We start from the raw sequence: 16768 nt of genomic DNA, 5'->3' as shown, positions 1-16768 counted from the left end.
CTCATCCGGCCATCAGGCCCGGAGCCTCGCGCGCGCGGCCTCCAGCAGCCGGACCACCGACTCGTCGGCCACGTCCGCCACCTCGGCGTACGGGAACCAGCGCAGGTCGAGGGACTCGTCGCTGATCGCCTCCACGGCATCCGCCGGCGCCACCGCCGCGTACTGCACGTCGAGGTGCCAGGCACACGGCGTGTGATGTCGGTCCAGCCGGACCGGGCCGCCGGCGACGAGGGTGAGTCCGTCGATGCCCGACTCCTCGGTCGCCTCGCGCAGCGCCGCGCGCGCCAGCGTCCCGTCGACCGGCTCGCAGTGGCCGCCCATCTGCAGCCACATCCGGATCTTCTTGTGCAGGGTGAGCAGCACCCGCTCGCGCGACGGGTCGATCACCAGGGCACTCGCGGTGACGTGCCCGTCCGGGCAGGCCTTCCACATGCCGTCCGGGTGCGCCGCGAGATGGTCCAGGTAGACCTGGCGCAGCTCGTCCTGGCCCTCGTGTCCCTCGAGGACCAGGACCGCGTCGTCGTGGAGGCTCACTCGCTGCCGTCGCCCTTGTCCTCGGGCTTGGAGTCCTCGGACTTCTTCCTGAGGTCCGGCTTGCCGGCGGCCTCACCGAGCATCTTGTCCAGCTCGGAGAAGTCCATCTGCTCCCGGTGCACGAAACCGTCCGGATCGTCCAGGTCGGTGGCCGTCGGCAGCATGTCCGGGTGGGCCCACAGGGCGTCCCGGCCGTCGACACCACGGGCGTCCGTGACGGACGCCCACAGACGCGAGGCGTCCCGCAGGCGGCGAGGGCGCAGCTCCAGGCCGATCAGCGTGGCGAAGGTCTGCTCCGCGGGGCCGCCGGAGGCGCGGCGGCGGCGCAGCGTCTCGCGCAGCGCGTCGGCCGAACCCAGGCGCGGCTTGGCGGCGGCGTGCACCACGGCGTCCACCCAGCCCTCGACGAGCGCGAGAGCCGTCTCCAGACGGGCCAGGGCGGCCTTCTGCTCCGGGGTGTCCTCAGGCTGGAACATGCCCTGCTGGAGAGCCTCCTGGAGCTGCTCCGGGTTCTGCGGGTCGAACTGGCCGACCACGTCCTCCAGCTTGGCCGTGTCGACCTTGATGCCGCGGGCGTAGCCGTCGACCGCGCCGAACAGGTGCGAGCGCAGCCACGGCACGTGCGCGAACAGGCGCTGGTGGGCGGCCTCGCGCAGGGCGAGATACAGCCGTACCTCCTCCTGGGGGACGCCCAGGTCCTTGCCGAACGCCTCGACGTTCGCCGGCAGCAGCGCGGCCTTGCCGGCCGGGCCGAGCGGCAGACCCACGTCGGTCGAGCCGACGACCTCGCCGGCCAGCACGCCGACGGCCTGTCCGATCTGCGTACCGAACATGGCGCCGCCCATGGAGCGCATCATGCCGATCAGCGGGCCGGCCATGGCCTGCATCTCCTCCGGCAGCACGTCGCCCATGGCGGTGCCGACGCGCTCGGCGACCGGGTCGACCAGCTCACGCCAGGCGGGCAGGGTCGCCTCGACCCACTCCGCGCGGCTCCACGCCACGGCGGAGCCCGCGCCCGAGGGCAGAGCGGTCGCGTCGTCCAGCCACAGGTCGGCCAGGCGGACGGCCTCCTGGACGGCATTGCGCTCGGTGGGACCGACGCTGGCGTCCTTGGTGCCGTCAGGGGTGCCCTGGGCGACCGTCTGGCGGGCGATCTGCTTGGCCATGTCCCAGTTCACCGGGCCGCCCTCGTAGGAGAGCATCTGCCCGAGCTGCTGGAAGGCGGCGCCCAGGTCGGTGGGGTTCATGGAACCGAACATGGCAGCGAACGGGTTGTCCGCACCGGCGCCGCCGAAGCCACCGGCTCCGGGCAGCCCGAAACCGAACGGGTTGGCCGGTCCCTGACCACCGCCGCTCTGCTGGTCCTTCTTCTTGCCCTCGTCGCCGTCGTCCGGCTCCTCCGGCGGAAGGCCGAATCCGAATGGGGTGTCACTCACGGGGTTCCTCGGCTGGTAGGGCCGCCGGTTCTTTCCGGCGGCACGGCTGCCCGACATTCACCACCCAGCGTAGACACCCGCGGCGGTTCGGGCCTCGGTGCTTCGCCGACTGAAGGCCTGCGGCAGGATGGATGCCACCTGGTACGTACGCGTCACTCGCGCCCGTACTGAAGACAACCGCTGGAGACGCCCGGTGAGTTCCCCAGATCCGCAGGTTCGCGCAGCGCGAAACCAGTCAACCAGTTCCCCCGCCCCCGGCGCGCGCGGACCCGTCGTCGCGGTCACCGGTGCCGCGACCGGCATCGGTGCCCTGCTCACGGCCCGTCTGGCCGCGTCCGCCGAGGTCAGACAGGTCGTGGCCATCGACGAGCGGCGTGGTGAGTGCGCCGAGGCGCGCTGGCAGATCCTGGACGTGCGGGACCCGGCGATCGCCGAGAAACTGCGCGGCGCGGACGTCGTGGTGCACCTCGCGCTGGACCTCGACCTGGAGACCGACGCGGCCGCGCGGACCGCTTACAACGTCCGGGGGACGCAGACCGTTCTGACGGCCGCCGCGGCGGCCGGAGTGCACCGCGTCGTGCTGTGCACCTCCGCGATGGTCTACGGCGCGCTGCCGGACAACGAGCTTCCCCTGTCCGAGGACGCCGAGCTGCGCGCCACGGCCGAGGCCACGGGCGTCGGGGACCTGCTGGAGATCGAACGCCTCGCGCGCCGCGCCCCGCGCGCCCATCCGGGGCTGAACGTGACCGTCGTCCGCCCCGCCGTGCTCGTCGGCGGCGTGGACACCGCGCTGACCAGGTACTTCGAGTCGCCCCGGCTGCTCGTGGTGGCCGGGTCGCGGCCGGCCTGGCAGTTCTGCCACGTCGAGGACCTGTGCAGTGCCCTCGAGTACGCCGTCCTGGAGAAGGCCGACGGGGAACTGGCGGTCGGGTGCGACGGCTGGCTGGAGCAGGAGGAGGTCGAGGAACTGAGCGGGATCCGGCGCATGGAGCTGCCGTCGGCCGTCGCCCTCGGCGCGGCGGCCCGCCTGCACCGGATCGGCCTGACGCCCTCCCCGGCCGGTGACCTGGCCTACACGATGTACCCGTGGGTGGTGAGCGGCAGCCGGCTGCACGACGCCGGGTGGCGACCCAAGTACACCAACGAGGAGGTCCTCGCGGAGCTGCTGGAGGAGGTCGCCGGACGCCACACGGTCGCCGGGCGGCGCCTGGGCCGCAAGGACGCGACGGCGGCCGGTGCCGCGGGTGCGACGGTGGCGCTGCTGGGCGCGGCCGCGGTGGTGCGGCGGGCGCGCAAGGCCCGGCGCAGGATCTGACGCGGGCGCCGGTCTGTAGGAGGCTCCAAAGCGTCACGCGCGCGTGCCGGGCGATAACGCTATTCCACGCCGTCCGCGCTCTGGGGCACGATGGGCACATGGCAACCACGAACGACCACCCCGGTGAGCAGGCAGCGCCGGACCCCGTCAAGCTGATCGGCATCCGCGAGACGCCCCTGTCCGTGGACGAGGTCTTCCGGGCCGTCGGCGACGACGCGGCCGGGGGCACCGCCCTGTTCGTGGGGACCGTGCGCAACCACGACGGCGGCACCGACGTCGACCGGCTCGGCTACTCGTGCCACCCCAGCGCCGAGGCCGAGATGCGGCGGATCGCCGAGAAGGTCGTCGCCGAGTACCCCGTGCGCGCGCTGGCCGCCGTGCACCGGGTGGGGGACCTGGAGGTCGGGGACCTCGCCGTGGTCGTCGCCGTGTCGTGTCCGCACCGGGGCGAGGCCTTCGACGCCTGCCGCAAGCTGATCGACGACCTGAAGCACGAAGTGCCCATCTGGAAGCACCAGACCTTCTCCGACGGCACCGAGGAGTGGGTCGGGGCCTGCTGACGTCCCCGGCGCGCGAGGACCCCGCCCGCGCCCCCCCGTACCGCTGCCGCCGGGCTCGTGACTCCGGTTGCGTAACCGGGCCCCCGGCGTGAGCGTTGTCACTGCGGATGGTTAATCTGCTGATCAGTCAGTCGACGGAGCTCATGGGGTTGGGAGGTCGGCATGGCGGCGCTCGCCTGGTTGCTGATTCCGCTGGTGGCCGCGGTCGGCGCGGGGCTGTGGGGCAGTTGGGCCAACCGGACGCGCAAGGTACGCGGCGACGGCCCGGAACTCGACGGGTACGCCCGGTTCCGCGAGGCGATGGAGAGGTCCCGCACCGGAGCCTGAGCGGACCGCCGGACGGTGCCCCGACAGCCGCGTCCCGTAATGTCGTCCCATGCCACGCCGCACCGCGACGATGCTCGCCTCCACCCTGATGCTGATCGCGCTCCTGTGCGCGGGTGTGTTCATCCCCGTGCCCTACTCGGAGATGTCACCGGGGCCGACGGTGAACACCCTCGGGGACCACGACGGCGAGCCGGTGCTGCAGATCTCCGGGCACAGGACGTACGAGGCGAGCGGTCATCTGAACATGACCACCGTCCGGGTCACCAGCGCGGACTACCGGATGAACCTGGTGGAGGCCGTCTACGGGTGGTTCTCGCACGACAACCGCGTGGTGCCGCACGACACGCTCTACCCGGACGGCAAGACCGAGGAGGAGGCCACCCAGGAGAACGCCGAGGAGTTCAGCCAGTCCCAGGAGAGCGCCAAGGTGGCGGCACTCGAGGCCCTGGACATCCCGGTCAAGTCCTGGGTGATCGTCTCCACCGTCGTCAAGGACTCCCCGGCGCAGGGCAGACTGCACGCCGGCGACGTGATCAGGGCCGTCGACGGCACCACGGTCGAAGAGCCCGGTGACGTCGCCGATCTGGTGACCAGGCACAAGCCCGGCCAGGACGTGGTGTTCACCATCGTGCCGGCCAAGGAGCAGGCCGCCGCGGAGAAGGAGGGCCGGACGCCCACGAAGACCGAGGACGTCAGGATCACCACCACGACCTCCGACGACGCCGGGGAGAAGCGCGCCATCGTCGGCATCTCCGCCGGGACCGACCACACCTTCCCGTTCTCCATCGACATCAAGCTCGCCGACGTCGGCGGCCCGAGCGCAGGCCTGATGTTCGCGCTCGGCATCTACGACAAGCTCACGCCGGGCAGCCTCACCGGCGGCACGTTCGTCGCCGGCACCGGGACGATCGACGACGAGGGCAAGGTCGGGCCGATCGGCGGCATCGGGATGAAGACCATCGGCGCGCGGGAGAAGGGCGCCCGGTACTTCCTGACGCCCGCCGAAAACTGCGCGTCCGCCGCCGCGGACATCCCCGACGGGCTCACCCTCGTGAAGGTGAACACCATCGGCGACGCCCTCGGCGCCCTCGCGGACATCCGGTCGGGGAAGACCGGCAGCCTGCCGAAGTGCACGGTGGGCTAGCGGTCCGAGCAGCGCCGCCGGGCCGCCCGGCACCGTCCGGGACTACTCCTCGAAGGTCGCCGTCAGCGCCTCGGCCAGACCCGGCACCAGATCGGAACCCGTGAGGACCTCGGTGGCGGAGTCCTTCTCGCGCAGCCGCAGAGCGGACTCGCGGGCGCCGTCACGCAGCACCGCGACGGTCATCCGCACCTCCTGGCGGTCCGGGTGCTCGGCGACCCACCGCGTCAGCTTGGCGCCGTCCAGGCCCGCCGGCACCTGGGCCTCGGCGGACGGCGGCAGCATCAGGCGTTCCACGGCCAGCGCGCAGCCGACCACCGCGTCGGGCCAGGCGATGGTGCCGAGGAACTCGTCCAGCGGCCGGTCCGCCGGGATCTCGTCCTGTTCGATCGGGGTGAGGCCGGAACTCTCCGAGTCTTCCTGCAGACCGAGCCGGTCCGCGAGCGTGGGCTGGTCGGCCCGCAGACGTGCGGTGTCGACGAGGGCGAAGAGGCGTGCGGGCTGGTCCCAGCCGAGGCCGGAGACGTACTCGTCGATCTCGAGCACGGCCCGGGTGAGGGGGCTCGCTGCCATGGGGGTGTTGGACATGGTCACAATCCTGCCTCGTTCCTGGGCCGAATCGGGAACCGAGTAAACGGTGAGTAAGTTGCATAGGTGTGGGCCCACGATCACGGGGGCGCACGGGGGGCCCGCGAACCCGAGGGCCTGACGGATCAACAGCGAACTTCGAGGTGCGCACCTTGGCTTTCCAGATGCCGGACCGCGGCGGAGGCCCCCCGACGGGGCCGCGGATGAGAGTGGGCCGCCCGTCCCGGCGTGTCCGAACCCTGCTGATGACACTCGGTGTCCTCGCCGTGCTCGGCATGGCGTTCACCATGTTCGCGGGCTTCTGGACGGACTGGCTCTGGTATCGGTCGGTCCACTACTCGTCGGTGTTCACGACGACACTGTGGACCAAGATCGGTCTCTTCTTCGTCTTCGGCCTGCTCATGGCGCTCGCCGTCGGGTTCAACATCTGGCTGGCCCACCGGCTGAGGCCGCCGCTGAGCGCCATGTCGATGGAGCAGCAGAACCTCGACCGCTACCGCATGGGCATCGCCCCGTACAAGAAGTGGCTGCTGCTCGGCATCACCGCGCTGGTCGGCCTGATCGCCGGCGCCTCGGCCTCGGGCCAGTGGCGCACATGGCTGATGTGGGTCAACGGCGTGCCCTTCGGGCAGAAGGACCCCCAGTTCAAGCTGGACGTCTCCTTCTACGCCTTCGACCTGCCCTGGTACCGGTTCCTGCTCGGCTTCGGCTTCGCAACCGTGATCATCTCGGTGATCGCCGCCGCGCTCACCCACTACCTCTACGGCGGACTGCGCGTCACGAGTCCCGGCGCGCGCGCCACGGCCGCGGCGACCGGTCACCTGTCGGTGCTCATCGGCGTCTTCGTCGCCCTCAAGGCGGTCGCGTACTGGCTCGACCGGTACGGACTGGCGGTGAAGTCCAGCGACTTCAAGGCCACCGACAACTGGACGGGCCTGCGCTACGTCGACGCCAACGCGTACCTGCCGGCCAAGACGATCCTGTTCTGCATCGCCGTCATCTGCGCGCTGCTGTTCTTCGCCACCCTGTGGCGGCGCACCTGGCAGCTCCCCGTCATCGGCTTCGGCCTGATGGTGCTGTCGGCCATCCTCATCGGCGGTCTGTACCCGGCGCTGGTCCAGAAGTTCCAGGTCCAGCCGAACGAACAGGCCAAGGAGGCGCCGTACGTCGAGAAGAACCTCGAGGCCACGCGCAAGGCGTACGACATCGAGGGCACCCAGGTCACCGAGTACGCCGGGGTGAGCGAGACCGAGGACAAGACCAAGCTCCGTGACGACGTCGACGCGACGGCCTCGATCCGGATCATGGACCCGAACATCATCTCGCCCACGTTCCAGCAGCTCCAGCAGATGCGGAACTACTACGCGTTCCCCAACAACCTGGACGTCGACCGCTACTCCAAGGACGGCAAGGACCAGGACACGGTCATCGGCCTGCGCGAGCTGAACCTGGCCGGCATCCCGAAGAAGAACTGGATCAACAACCACTTCCGCTACACCCACGGTTACGGAGTGGTCGCCGCCAAGGGCACCCAGGTCGACTCCGAGGGACGCCCGGTCTTCACCGAGTCCGACCTGCCCTCCAAGGGCGACCTCGGGACGTACGAACAGCGGGTCTACTACGGCGAGAAGACCACCACGTACTCCATCGTCGGCGGTCCCCAGAAGGAGATCGACTACTCCGACGACAGCGGTGAGAAGACCACCAGTTACAAGGGCGACAGCGGGGTGGACCTCTCCAACCCCGTCAACCGCGCCGCGTACGCGCTGGCGTTCAGCGAGCCGCAGATCCTCTACTCCGGCGCCATCGGCGAGGGGTCGAAGATCCTCTACAACCGCACGCCCAAGGAGCGCGTCGAGGCGGTCGCCCCGTGGCTGACCATCGACGGCGACGCCTACCCGGCGGTGGTGGACGGCCGGATCCAGTGGATCGTGGACGCCTACACGACGACGAACGGCTACCCGTACGCGTCGCGTACGACGCTCGGCGACACGACCGCCGACTCGCTGACCGCGCGCAACGACTCGCGCGCCGTGGTGGCCCAGCAGAACCAGGTCAACTACATCCGCAACTCGGTCAAGGCGACCGTCGACGCCTACACGGGCGACGTCAAGCTGTACCAGTGGGACACCGAGGACCCGGTCCTCAAGACCTGGATGAAGGCGTTCCCGGACACGGTCAAGGCCAAGAGCGAGATCTCCGACGCGCTGATGGCCCACCTGCGGTACCCGCAGGACCTGTTCAAGGTGCAGCGTGAACTGCTCACCCGCTACCACGTGAAGGACGCCACGACCTTCCTCAGCGGCAGCGAGGTGTGGCAGGTGCCGGACGACCCGACCAACAAGTCGGGCGACGCGGTGCCGCCGTACTACCTGAGCATGAAGATGCCCGACCAGAAGCAGCAGGCGTTCTCGCTGACGACGACGTTCACGCCCATCGGGCGCGACAACCTCAGCGCGTTCATGGCGGTCGACGCGGAGGCGGGCACCGAGGACTACGGCAAGATCAGAGTCCTCAAGCTGAAGACCAGCACGACCGTGAACGGGCCCAAGCAGGTCCAGAGCCAGTTCAACTCCGAACAGGACATCGCCGAGTCCATCAGGCTGCTGAGAGGCGGCGACTCGGAGGTCGAGTACGGCAACCTGCTCACGGTGCCGCTCGACGGCGGACTGCTCTACGTGGAACCGGTCTACGTGCGCGGTGGCGACCTCAAGTACCCGCTGCTGCGCAAGGTGCTGGTCTCCTACGGAGGCAACACCGCCTTCGAGGACACGCTCGACGAGGCCCTCAACAAGGTCTTCGGAGCCGAGGCTTCGGCCACCGAGCCACCGGACCAGGGCGACACCACCACACCGCCGCCGCCTCCGTCCGGCAACGCGACGGTCCAGGAAGCGCTGAACGACGCCCAGAAGGCGTTCGACGCCGGCCAGGAAGCCCTGAAGAAGAACGACTGGGCGGCCTACGGCAAGGCGCAGAAGGATCTGGAGGACGCCCTCCAGCGGGCCGAGGACGCGCAGGCGCGGGCCGGTGGCGGCGGTGCCGGCGAGGACGGCAAGGGCCAGGACGGCAAGGCCGGTGCGACTCCCACGCCGAGCGGAAGCGCCGGCAGCGGTTCGGGCGGCGGCTGACCGAGCCGGCCCTGACGCCCTCCGAGCTGGGCGGATGCCCATCCCGCGCCGTGGTACGGTGGTGCACACAACGGCGCGGGGTGGAGCAGCTCGGTAGCTCGCTGGGCTCATAACCCAGAGGTCGCAGGTTCAAATCCTGTCCCCGCTACTGAAGTCGTCCGATGGATACGACGACACCACGAAGGCCCGGATTCCCCCAAGGAATCCGGGCCTTCGTGCTATGCGAACACGTGTGCCGACCACGCCGACGGCCGCGCCGGTGACGGGAGTTGGGGCGATCTGTGTTTGACTTGTCTCCCTGTGGGCATGTCGACAAAACGCTGAAGTGACCTCACTGGCTTTGGTTATCCAGGTGTACCCGGGTTGCGGGTGGTGCGACGATGGACGTTATGGGGGACATGGCAAATCTGTTCGAGACAGGGCGTTTTGTGCAGCCGCCCGGCCGGGACATTGCCGGGGACGAGGCTCAGGAGGCCGCCGACGAGGCCGCCGAGGAGGTACGCAGGCGCATCGCCGCCGAGGCCGGTGACGTCGAGGCGATGAGCGTGCTCGGGGCCATGCTGCTGCGCCGTGGGGATCTCGACGGAGCGGAGTCCCACCTGCGTGCCGCCACCGCCGCCGGGGACCGCGCCGCCGCCAACAACCTGGGTGTCCTGCTGCACCAGCGGGGCTATGCCGACGAGGCCGCCGGATGGTGGCGCATCGCCGCCGTCGCCGGATCGGCCGCGGCCGCCCACGCGCTGGGGCGGCATTTCCGGGAACGCGGGGACGAGCCCGCCGCCGAGTACTGGCTGCGCCAGTCCGCCGAGCAGGGCCATGTCCTGGGCGCCTACGCGCTCGCCGACCTCCTGGAGCACCGCGCCGACCATGCCGGGGCCGAGCGGTGGATGCGGGCCGCCGCCGAGCGCGGGCACCGGGAGGCCGCCTACCGGCTGGCCCGGACCCTGGACCGGCGCGCCGGGCGGGACCTCGACGCCGACGACGGGATCGGCCTTCTGCGCTCCCCGGCCGGACGGGCCGACAGCGCTGCGCGGACCGAGGGGGGCGACGAGGCCGAGCAGTGGTACCGGCAGGCCGCCGCGCGGGGGCACCGCAGGGCCGCCCTGCACCTGGGGTCGATCCTGGAGAGGCGGGGCGAGCTCAAGGAGGCCGGACGCTGGTACCTCACGTCCGCCAAGGACGGCGAGCCCCGCGCGGCCTGCGCGCTGGGCTTCCTCCTGCGCGACGCCGGGGACACCGAGAGCGCCGCCGTGTGGTGGCTGCGGGCCGCGCAGAGCGGGGACGGCAACGCCGCCAACGCGCTGGGCGCGCTGCACGCCGAACGGGGCGAGCCGCAGACCGCCGAGCGGTGGTACCGGGCCGCGATGGACGCCGGTGACGACAACGGCGCCTACAACCTCGGGCTGCTCTGCGCGGAGCAGGGGCGCACGGCGCAGGCCGAGCAATGGTACCGGCGCGCCGCCTACGCCGGGCACCGGGAGGCCGCCAACGCGCTGGCGATCCTGCTGCTGCGCGGCGGGGACGAGGCCGGGGCGGAGCCGTGGTTCTCCAAGGCCGCGGAGGCCGGCAGTGTGGACGCCGCCTTCAACCTGGGCATCCTGCACGCCGGACGGGGCGAGGAGGGGGCGGCCCTGCGCTGGTACGAGCGCGCCGCCGCCTCCGGGCACACCGAGGCGGCGCTCCAGGTGGGCATGGCCCGGCTGCGCGACGGCGACGAGCCCGGGGCGGAGCGGTTCCTGCGGTGCGCGGCGGGGGGCGGCAGCCCGGAGGCGGCGTACCGCCTGGCCGCGCTGCTCGACGCGCGCCGGCCGCCGGCGCCCGCGCACGAGCTGGGCGGGCCGGCTCAGGAGAAGACCGAGTGCGAGGAGTGGTACGAGCGGGCGGCCTCGCAGGGCCACCGCCGGGCCCAGGTGCGGGTCGGGATGCTGGCCGCGGCGCGGGGCGACGTGCTGGAGGCGGCGCGGTGGTACCGGGAGGCGGCCGAGGCCGGGTCCCGCAACGGGGCCTTCAATCTCGGGCTGCTGCTGGCCCGGGAGGGCAGCGAGCCCGAGGCGGTCGTGTGGTGGCGCCGGGCGGCCGACGCCGGGCACGGGCGGGCCGCGCTGCGGCTGGCGCTGGTGTGCGCGCGGCGGGGCGAGCTGGACGAGGGGCAGAGCTGGGCGGACCTCGCGGTGTCGCTGGGGCCGCGGGAGGTCGGCGAGCGGGCGGCGCGGTTGCGGGACGCGCTGCGGCAGGAGCTGTCCGCGTGACGCCGCGCGAGGCCGGGCCGCGGTGCCCCCGCGGCATCGCCGGCCGAAGCGATTTGCTTCCGTCGGCGGGGGTGACGTACTGTTCCATTCATCGACGCGGGGTGGAGCAGCTCGGTAGCTCGCTGGGCTCATAACCCAGAGGTCGCAGGTTCAAATCCTGTCCCCGCTACTGAAGGCCGAGGGCCGGAATCCGAAAGGGTTCCGGCCCTCGGTGTTTCCGCGTGCATGTCACCCGACCGGCCGCCACGGCTCGCTCCCCGCGCCCCCTCCCGGAACCCTGGAGGGCGGGACGGTGTGCGGCGTCGAGGTGCGGGGCGGCGGGAGACGAGTGGTGGTGCGGCCGAGTGAGGTGGAGGACGAGGGACCGTACGCCACACCCGGCGGCCGGCTGCCCGGCGACCCCGTGCCCGACCCGGGGCTCGGTCACGCCCGGGCGCCCGTACCGCCGGCCGCGCCGCGCGGCCCCGGATGGGGTGCGTACGGCCGCGGCCTCGTGCGCGTCCTCCCCGTGCTGCTGCTCGTCGTGGCCGTCGCCTACGACCTCTTCACCCCCCGGTACTTCACCGCCGGGCCCCTCTACACGGCCGCGCCCCTGGTCGCGGCGCCGCTCTACTCCCGGCGCGGCACCGCGCTCACCGGGGCCGCCGCCGTCGCCGCCGTCATCGCGCTCCAGGCGGGCAAGGGCGTCGTCCACTACGTCGACTCGCTCACCGAACTGATCACCATCGCCACGGTCGCGGCCCTCGCCGTCTTCGTGAACGCCTTCGTCCGCCGCAGCGACGAGCGCCTCGCCTCCGCCCGCGAGATCGCCGAGGCCGCCCAGCGCGCCGTGCTGCCCGAACCGGCCGACCGCATCGGCGGCTTCGAGATCGCCGCCCGCTACGAGGCGGCCCAGGCCGACGCCTTCATCGGCGGCGACCTGTACGCCGTGCAGGACAGCGCGTACGGCGTCCGACTGATCGTCGGGGACGTGCGTGGCAAGGGCATGGGCGCGGTCGCCGCGGTCGCCGTGGTGATCGGGGCGTTCCGGGAGGCCGCCGAGCAGGAGGCCACGCTGGAGGCGGTGGCGCAGCGGCTGGAGCGGGCGCTGGCGCGCGAGGGCACCCGGCGGGACGGGCTGGACGCCTTCGAGGGGTTCACCACCGCCGTCCTCGCCGAACTCCCGCACGGCGACGGCGTCGTCCGCATCGTCAACCGCGGCCATCCGCCGCCCCTGCTGCTCCATGCCGACGGCACCGTCGGCCCGCTCCAGGCCCGGGACTCCGCGCTGCCGCTCGGGATGGGCGAGCTGGGCGTGTGGCCCGACCGGGCGGAGCAGACCGGGTTCCCCGGCGGTGCCACGCTGCTGCTCCACACCGACGGACTGTCGGAGGCCCGTGACGCCCACGGCCGGTTCTACGACCCCCAAGCCAGGCTGGCCGGCCGCGTCTTCCGGCACCCGGCCCATCTGCTCGACACGCTCGCCGACGACGTGCGCCGGCACTCCGGGGACGGCATGGCGGACGACATGGCGCTCCTCGCCGTACGGCGCCCCTGCCCCGGCGACCTTGATCAGCGTCACGGGTGGTGACGGCGCGACCGCCCTCCGCATAACAACTGACACACCATCAGAAAGAACGGGTTTGAGGAAGTGGCCTGAAACGTGGTCAACTCGCCCCGTTTTGACTGGTCGTGAGCCTTGTGTTCCGGCCGGAAGACTTAATGATCAGCCGGAACGGCTTGGAATCCACGCCTCGCTTCTATTAACGTTCGATAACGCAGCGCGGTCGTCCCAGCCGTCACAGAAGGCGGCTCCGTGCGCACGCGCCGAATCCCGTGAGGGAACCGGGGAACCACCACCTTGGGGTGAATCGGGCGTACACCGCCGTGGAGACACGGTCCGGTTACGCGCGTAGGAGACCTTCCTGCTCCGAACCCGTCAGCTAACCCGGTAGGCGGAAGGAAGGAAAGGAGCGCGCCCACGTGGCGTCCAACCGCCCTGTCCCCGAGGCCCCGTTCATGCCCTCCCGGCACGACACCGAGACCTTCGGCTACGACCTCCACCGCGCCGAAGAGGGCCCCTGGGAGGAGTGGAATCCCACCGCGGAGTCCGTCCGTCCCGTACGCGGCAGGCACCGCGTCGCCAAGCAGCGCGGCGGACTCGCCCGCAGCTCCACCGTCCTCGGCGTCGGCGTCATCGCGGCCGTGGGAGCGGGCGGCATGGCCAGCGCGCAGACCGGCAAGCCGCCGGTGCCGATCTCCATGCCCGATCTGCCGAACGTCGGCTCGCTCATCTCCGACGACGAGCCGGAGGAGCCCGAGGGCTCCGCCACCCCGCTCAGCAGTCTCGTGACCTCCGCCGAGACCGCCGAGGGCACCACCGACGCCGGTGAGGCCCTGCGGGAGCGCATCATGGCCCAGGCCGAGCAGCAGCAGGTCCAGGTCGAGAACAAGGCCGCCGCGCAGGCCGCGGCCGCCGCCGAGAAGGAGGCCGCCGAGGCCGCCGCCAAGGCGGCGAAGGAGGCCGAGGAGAAGGCCGCCGCCGCCAAGAAGAAGGCGGAGGAGGAAGCCGCGAAGAAGGCCGAGGCCGAGCGGCTCGCCGAACTGGCCAGGCAGTACACGCTGCCGACCTCCTCGTACACGATCACCTCCACCTTCGGTCAGGCCGGCTCCATGTGGTCCTCCGGCCACCACACCGGCCTCGACTTCGCCGCCCCCACCGGTACCCTCATCAAGGCCGTCCACACGGGCACGATCACCGAGGCCGGCTGGGCCGGTTCCTACGGCTACCGCACGGTCCTGACCCTCGAGGACGGCACCGAACTCTGGTACTGCCACCAGTCGTCGATCAACGTCAGCGTGGGCCAGAAGGTCAGCACCGGTGACGTCATCGGCCGCGTGGGCGCCACCGGCAACGTGACCGGTCCGCACCTGCACTTCGAGGTCCACGTCGGCGGCGCCGAGGGCGGCGTCGACCCGGCCGCATGGCTGATGGGCAAGGGCCTCAGCCTCTGACCACCGCCCGGCTCCCTCCCGGAGCCGGGGCGCGTACCCGAGACCCCGGCGGTCCTGACGACAACCCCCCGACGTCAGGGCTGCCGGTCCGCGCGATCCTCCGCGCCGTTCCGGAATGAGCCGGTGCGGCGCGTTCGTTGTCGTAGGGCATGACTTCTCTGCGCAAACTCGGCTCCAGTGACCTCGAGGTCTTCCCGCTCGCCCTCGGCGGCAACGTGTTCGGCTGGACCGCCGGCCAGGAGGCCTCCTTCGCCGTCCTCGACGCCTACACCGCCGCGGGCGGCAACTTCGTCGACACCGCCGACTCCTACTCCGCGTGGGTCGACGGCAACAGCGGCGGCGAGTCCGAGACCCTCATCGGCACGTGGCTCGCGGCGCGCGGCAACCGCGCCGACGTCGTGATCGCCACCAAGGTCAGCCAGCACCCGGAGTACCCCGGCCTGTCGGCGGCCAACATCAAGGCCGCCGCCGACGCCTCCCTGCGCCGCCTGGGCACCGACCACATCGACCTCTACTACACCCACTTCGACAAGCCCGAGGTGCCGGTCGAGGAGATCGTCGGCGCGCTCGACGAGCTGGTGAGGGCGGGCAAGGTGCGGCACATCGGCGCCTCCAACATCTCCCCCGAGCGGCTGGCGGCCTCCCTGGAGTTCTCCGACCGGGAGGGCCTCGCCCGGTACGTGGCCGTGCAGCCCCACTACAACCTGGTGTCGCGCGACACGTACGAGGGCGGGCTGCGCGACCTCGCCGAGCGGTCCGGACTCGCCGCCGTCCCGTACTACGCCCTGGCGTCCGGCTTCCTCACGGGCAAGTACCGGCCGGGGACCACCGTCGACAGCCCCCGGGCGGGGGGCGCGGCCACGCACCTGGAGAGCGAGCGGGGGCGTCGCGTGCTCACCGTCCTGGACGAGATCTCCGAGGCCCACGGCGTGCCGGTCGCCACGGTGGCCCTGGCCTGGCTGGCCGCCCAGCCGACGGTGGCCGCGCCGATCGCGTCGGCGCGGACCGTCGAGCAGCTTCCGGCGCTGCTCGGGGTGGCGGAGCTGGAGCTGACGGAGGCCGAGGTGCTCAGGCTGACGGAGGCGTCCGCCTGAGCGGCGTTCCGCGCCGCGGTCGCCACGACCCTTGCGGACGCTAGGACCGGTACGGGTTCGGGGGCGGGACGTACGGGGCGTAGGCGTAGGCGTAGGCGTAGGGCGGATGCGGGGCGTACGGGTGGGGCGCCGGGTGCGCCCCGTAGGCCGCCCAGGGCGGTACGGTCCGCGGGGCGGGCGGTGCCGTGGCGCGGGCCGCGTGGTCCAGCGCCGGGCGCGCCACCTCCCGGCGGCGCCACAGCTCGGTCAGCAGCTCCCGCTCCCGGACCACGTAGTCGGCACCCGCCCGGCCGCGCGTGCCCCGCTGCCGCAGGAACGCCAGCGAGGTCGCGTACGCCTCGTACTCCGCCACCGCCCGCGCCGCCGGCTTCCCCGCGTGCCGGCGTGCGTGCCGCCGCGCGATGCGCCGCGCCCGCATCGAGGCCAGCGCGAACGGCTCCGCCGGTGCCAGCCAGCCGGCCACGGCGTAGACGGGCAGCTCGGCGCGCACGGTGGCCAGTTCGCGCTGGCGGGTCCAGATGGCCAGCCAGGTCAGCAGGCCGAAGGCCGGCACCATGAACGCCCCGTACACCGCGAAGAAGCCGTACTCGCCGAGCGCTGCCGAGCCGTTCCACAGGGCGTGCATGCCCATCGCGAGCAGCAGGCCGGACGCCGGGAGCAGGGCACGGCGCACGGGGTGCCGGCCGTCGGCGCGCAGGGCGGCGATGCCGAAGCCGATGCCGGTGAGCACCGTGAACAGCGGGTGCGCGAACGGTGACATGACGACGCGGACGAAGAAGGTCGCCGCGGTGACCGAGGCGACGCCCCGGTCGCCGGTGAGCTGGTCGGTGCCGAACGCGGTGCCCAGGTAGAGGATGTTCTCGGTGAACGCGAAGCCGGTGGCGGTGACGCCGGCGATGACGACGCCGTCGACGATGCCGGTGAAGTTCTTTCTGCGGAAGAGGAAGAGCAGCAGTATCGCCGCGGCTTTGGCGGACTCCTCCACGACCGGCGCTATCACCGTGGCGCCCAGGGTGTCCGCGCTCGCGGGGTCCGCTGTCGCCGTCGCTATCCATCTCGTCGCGAAGCTGTTGGCGACGATCGCTATCAGCGCCGCAGCGCAGGCGCCCCAGGCGAAGCAGAAGAGCAGGTTCCGCCAGGGGCCCGGATCGACCCGGTCCAGCCAGCGGAACGCGGCTATGAGCAGCGGCACCGGGAAGACCGCCAGTCCCAGGCCCACCAGGAACCCCTCGGTGCCGGTCTGTTCGCGCACCAGGGCCAGGATGACCAGGCCGGAGAGCGCGAGCAGGGTGGACAGCGCGCCGTAGCGCACCCAGGTGCGCTGCCACCAGTGCGGGCGCCGCGGGCACGTCGTATACGGCGGGTGCGTCGGATACGGGGGACAGGTGGCCACGGCATGGAC

General features: G+C 72.0%; 13 protein-coding genes, 2 tRNA genes and 1 riboswitch. Of the genes, 11 read left to right on the top strand and 4 right to left on the bottom strand.

Translation table 11 applies throughout. The features are described from left to right. Nucleotides 1-12: 12 nt before the first annotated feature. Nucleotides 13-534, bottom strand: coding sequence for an NUDIX hydrolase (locus tag ACH499_RS15170; RefSeq protein ID WP_356199589.1), 522 nt, complete (start codon nucleotides 532-534; stop codon nucleotides 13-15). Then, nucleotides 531-1970, bottom strand: coding sequence for a zinc-dependent metalloprotease (locus ACH499_RS15165; protein WP_356199588.1), 1440 nt, complete (start codon nucleotides 1968-1970; stop codon nucleotides 531-533). Before ACH499_RS15165 ends, ACH499_RS15170 begins: the two co-directional genes overlap by 4 nt. A gap of 193 nt (nucleotides 1971-2163) precedes the next feature. On the opposite strand from ACH499_RS15165, the gene ACH499_RS15160 reads away from it, so the two are divergent. From ACH499_RS15160 to ACH499_RS15145, 4 genes are all read left to right on the top strand, one after another. Beyond that, the gene (locus ACH499_RS15160; protein WP_356199586.1) at nucleotides 2164-3285 is read left to right on the top strand and encodes an SDR family oxidoreductase; all 1122 of its coding nucleotides are present in this window, start codon (nucleotides 2164-2166) and stop codon (nucleotides 3283-3285) included. A gap of 98 nt (nucleotides 3286-3383) precedes the next feature. Next, entirely contained in the window at nucleotides 3384-3845 is a 462-nt protein-coding gene (locus tag ACH499_RS15155) for a molybdenum cofactor biosynthesis protein MoaE (protein ID WP_356199584.1), read from the top strand. A gap of 162 nt (nucleotides 3846-4007) precedes the next feature. Next, nucleotides 4008-4172, top strand: a complete 165-nt coding sequence (locus ACH499_RS15150) for a hypothetical protein (RefSeq protein ID WP_356199582.1) — start codon at nucleotides 4008-4010, stop codon at nucleotides 4170-4172. Between the two features lie 49 nt (nucleotides 4173-4221). Further along, nucleotides 4222-5316, top strand: a complete 1095-nt coding sequence (locus ACH499_RS15145; protein ID WP_399016069.1) for a PDZ domain-containing protein — start codon at nucleotides 4222-4224, stop codon at nucleotides 5314-5316. A 42-nt stretch (nucleotides 5317-5358) separates the two neighbouring features. On the opposite strand, the gene ACH499_RS15140 is transcribed toward ACH499_RS15145, so the two are convergent. Continuing rightward, a complete protein-coding gene (locus tag ACH499_RS15140) occupies nucleotides 5359-5901 on the bottom strand; it encodes a PPA1309 family protein (protein ID WP_356199579.1) in 543 nt (180 codons plus the stop codon). A gap of 164 nt (nucleotides 5902-6065) precedes the next feature. Between ACH499_RS15140 and ACH499_RS15135 the strand changes: the two genes are divergently transcribed. From ACH499_RS15135 to ACH499_RS15105, 7 genes are all read left to right on the top strand, one after another. Beyond that, nucleotides 6066-9029, top strand: a complete 2964-nt coding sequence (locus tag ACH499_RS15135) for a UPF0182 family protein (protein ID WP_356199902.1) — start codon at nucleotides 6066-6068, stop codon at nucleotides 9027-9029. Between the two features lie 74 nt (nucleotides 9030-9103). After that, nucleotides 9104-9177 (top strand) — tRNA-Met (locus tag ACH499_RS15130). A 232-nt stretch (nucleotides 9178-9409) separates the two neighbouring features. After that, nucleotides 9410-11278: a tetratricopeptide repeat protein gene (locus tag ACH499_RS15125; RefSeq protein ID WP_356199577.1), complete on the top strand. Its 1869-nt coding sequence runs from the start codon at nucleotides 9410-9412 to the stop codon at nucleotides 11276-11278. A 95-nt stretch (nucleotides 11279-11373) separates the two neighbouring features. Continuing rightward, nucleotides 11374-11447 (top strand) — tRNA-Met (locus tag ACH499_RS15120). Nucleotides 11448-11612: 165 nt separating this feature from the next. Further along, nucleotides 11613-12848 carry a PP2C family protein-serine/threonine phosphatase gene (locus ACH499_RS15115; protein ID WP_356199200.1) on the top strand — a complete coding sequence of 412 codons (1236 nt, stop codon included), beginning with the start codon at nucleotides 11613-11615 and terminating at the stop codon, nucleotides 12846-12848. Nucleotides 12849-13072: 224 nt separating this feature from the next. Beyond that, nucleotides 13073-13229, top strand: a riboswitch (cyclic di-AMP (ydaO/yuaA leader). Between the two features lie 11 nt (nucleotides 13230-13240). Next, a complete protein-coding gene (locus tag ACH499_RS15110; protein ID WP_399016066.1) occupies nucleotides 13241-14272 on the top strand; it encodes a M23 family metallopeptidase in 1032 nt (343 codons plus the stop codon). Between the two features lie 149 nt (nucleotides 14273-14421). Then, nucleotides 14422-15366, top strand: a complete 945-nt coding sequence (locus tag ACH499_RS15105) for an aldo/keto reductase (protein WP_399016064.1) — start codon at nucleotides 14422-14424, stop codon at nucleotides 15364-15366. A 40-nt stretch (nucleotides 15367-15406) separates the two neighbouring features. Here the strand turns inward: ACH499_RS15105 and ACH499_RS15100 are convergent, their stop codons facing one another. Beyond that, nucleotides 15407-16759, bottom strand: a complete 1353-nt coding sequence (locus tag ACH499_RS15100; RefSeq protein ID WP_399016062.1) for a PrsW family intramembrane metalloprotease — start codon at nucleotides 16757-16759, stop codon at nucleotides 15407-15409. Nucleotides 16760-16768 lie beyond the last annotated feature (9 nt).

The organism is Streptomyces sp. NPDC018947, assembly GCF_044390505.1.
Lineage (GTDB): Bacteria > Actinomycetota > Actinomycetes > Streptomycetales > Streptomycetaceae > Streptomyces.
This window is presented reverse-complemented; position numbering and strand designations above follow the sequence as displayed.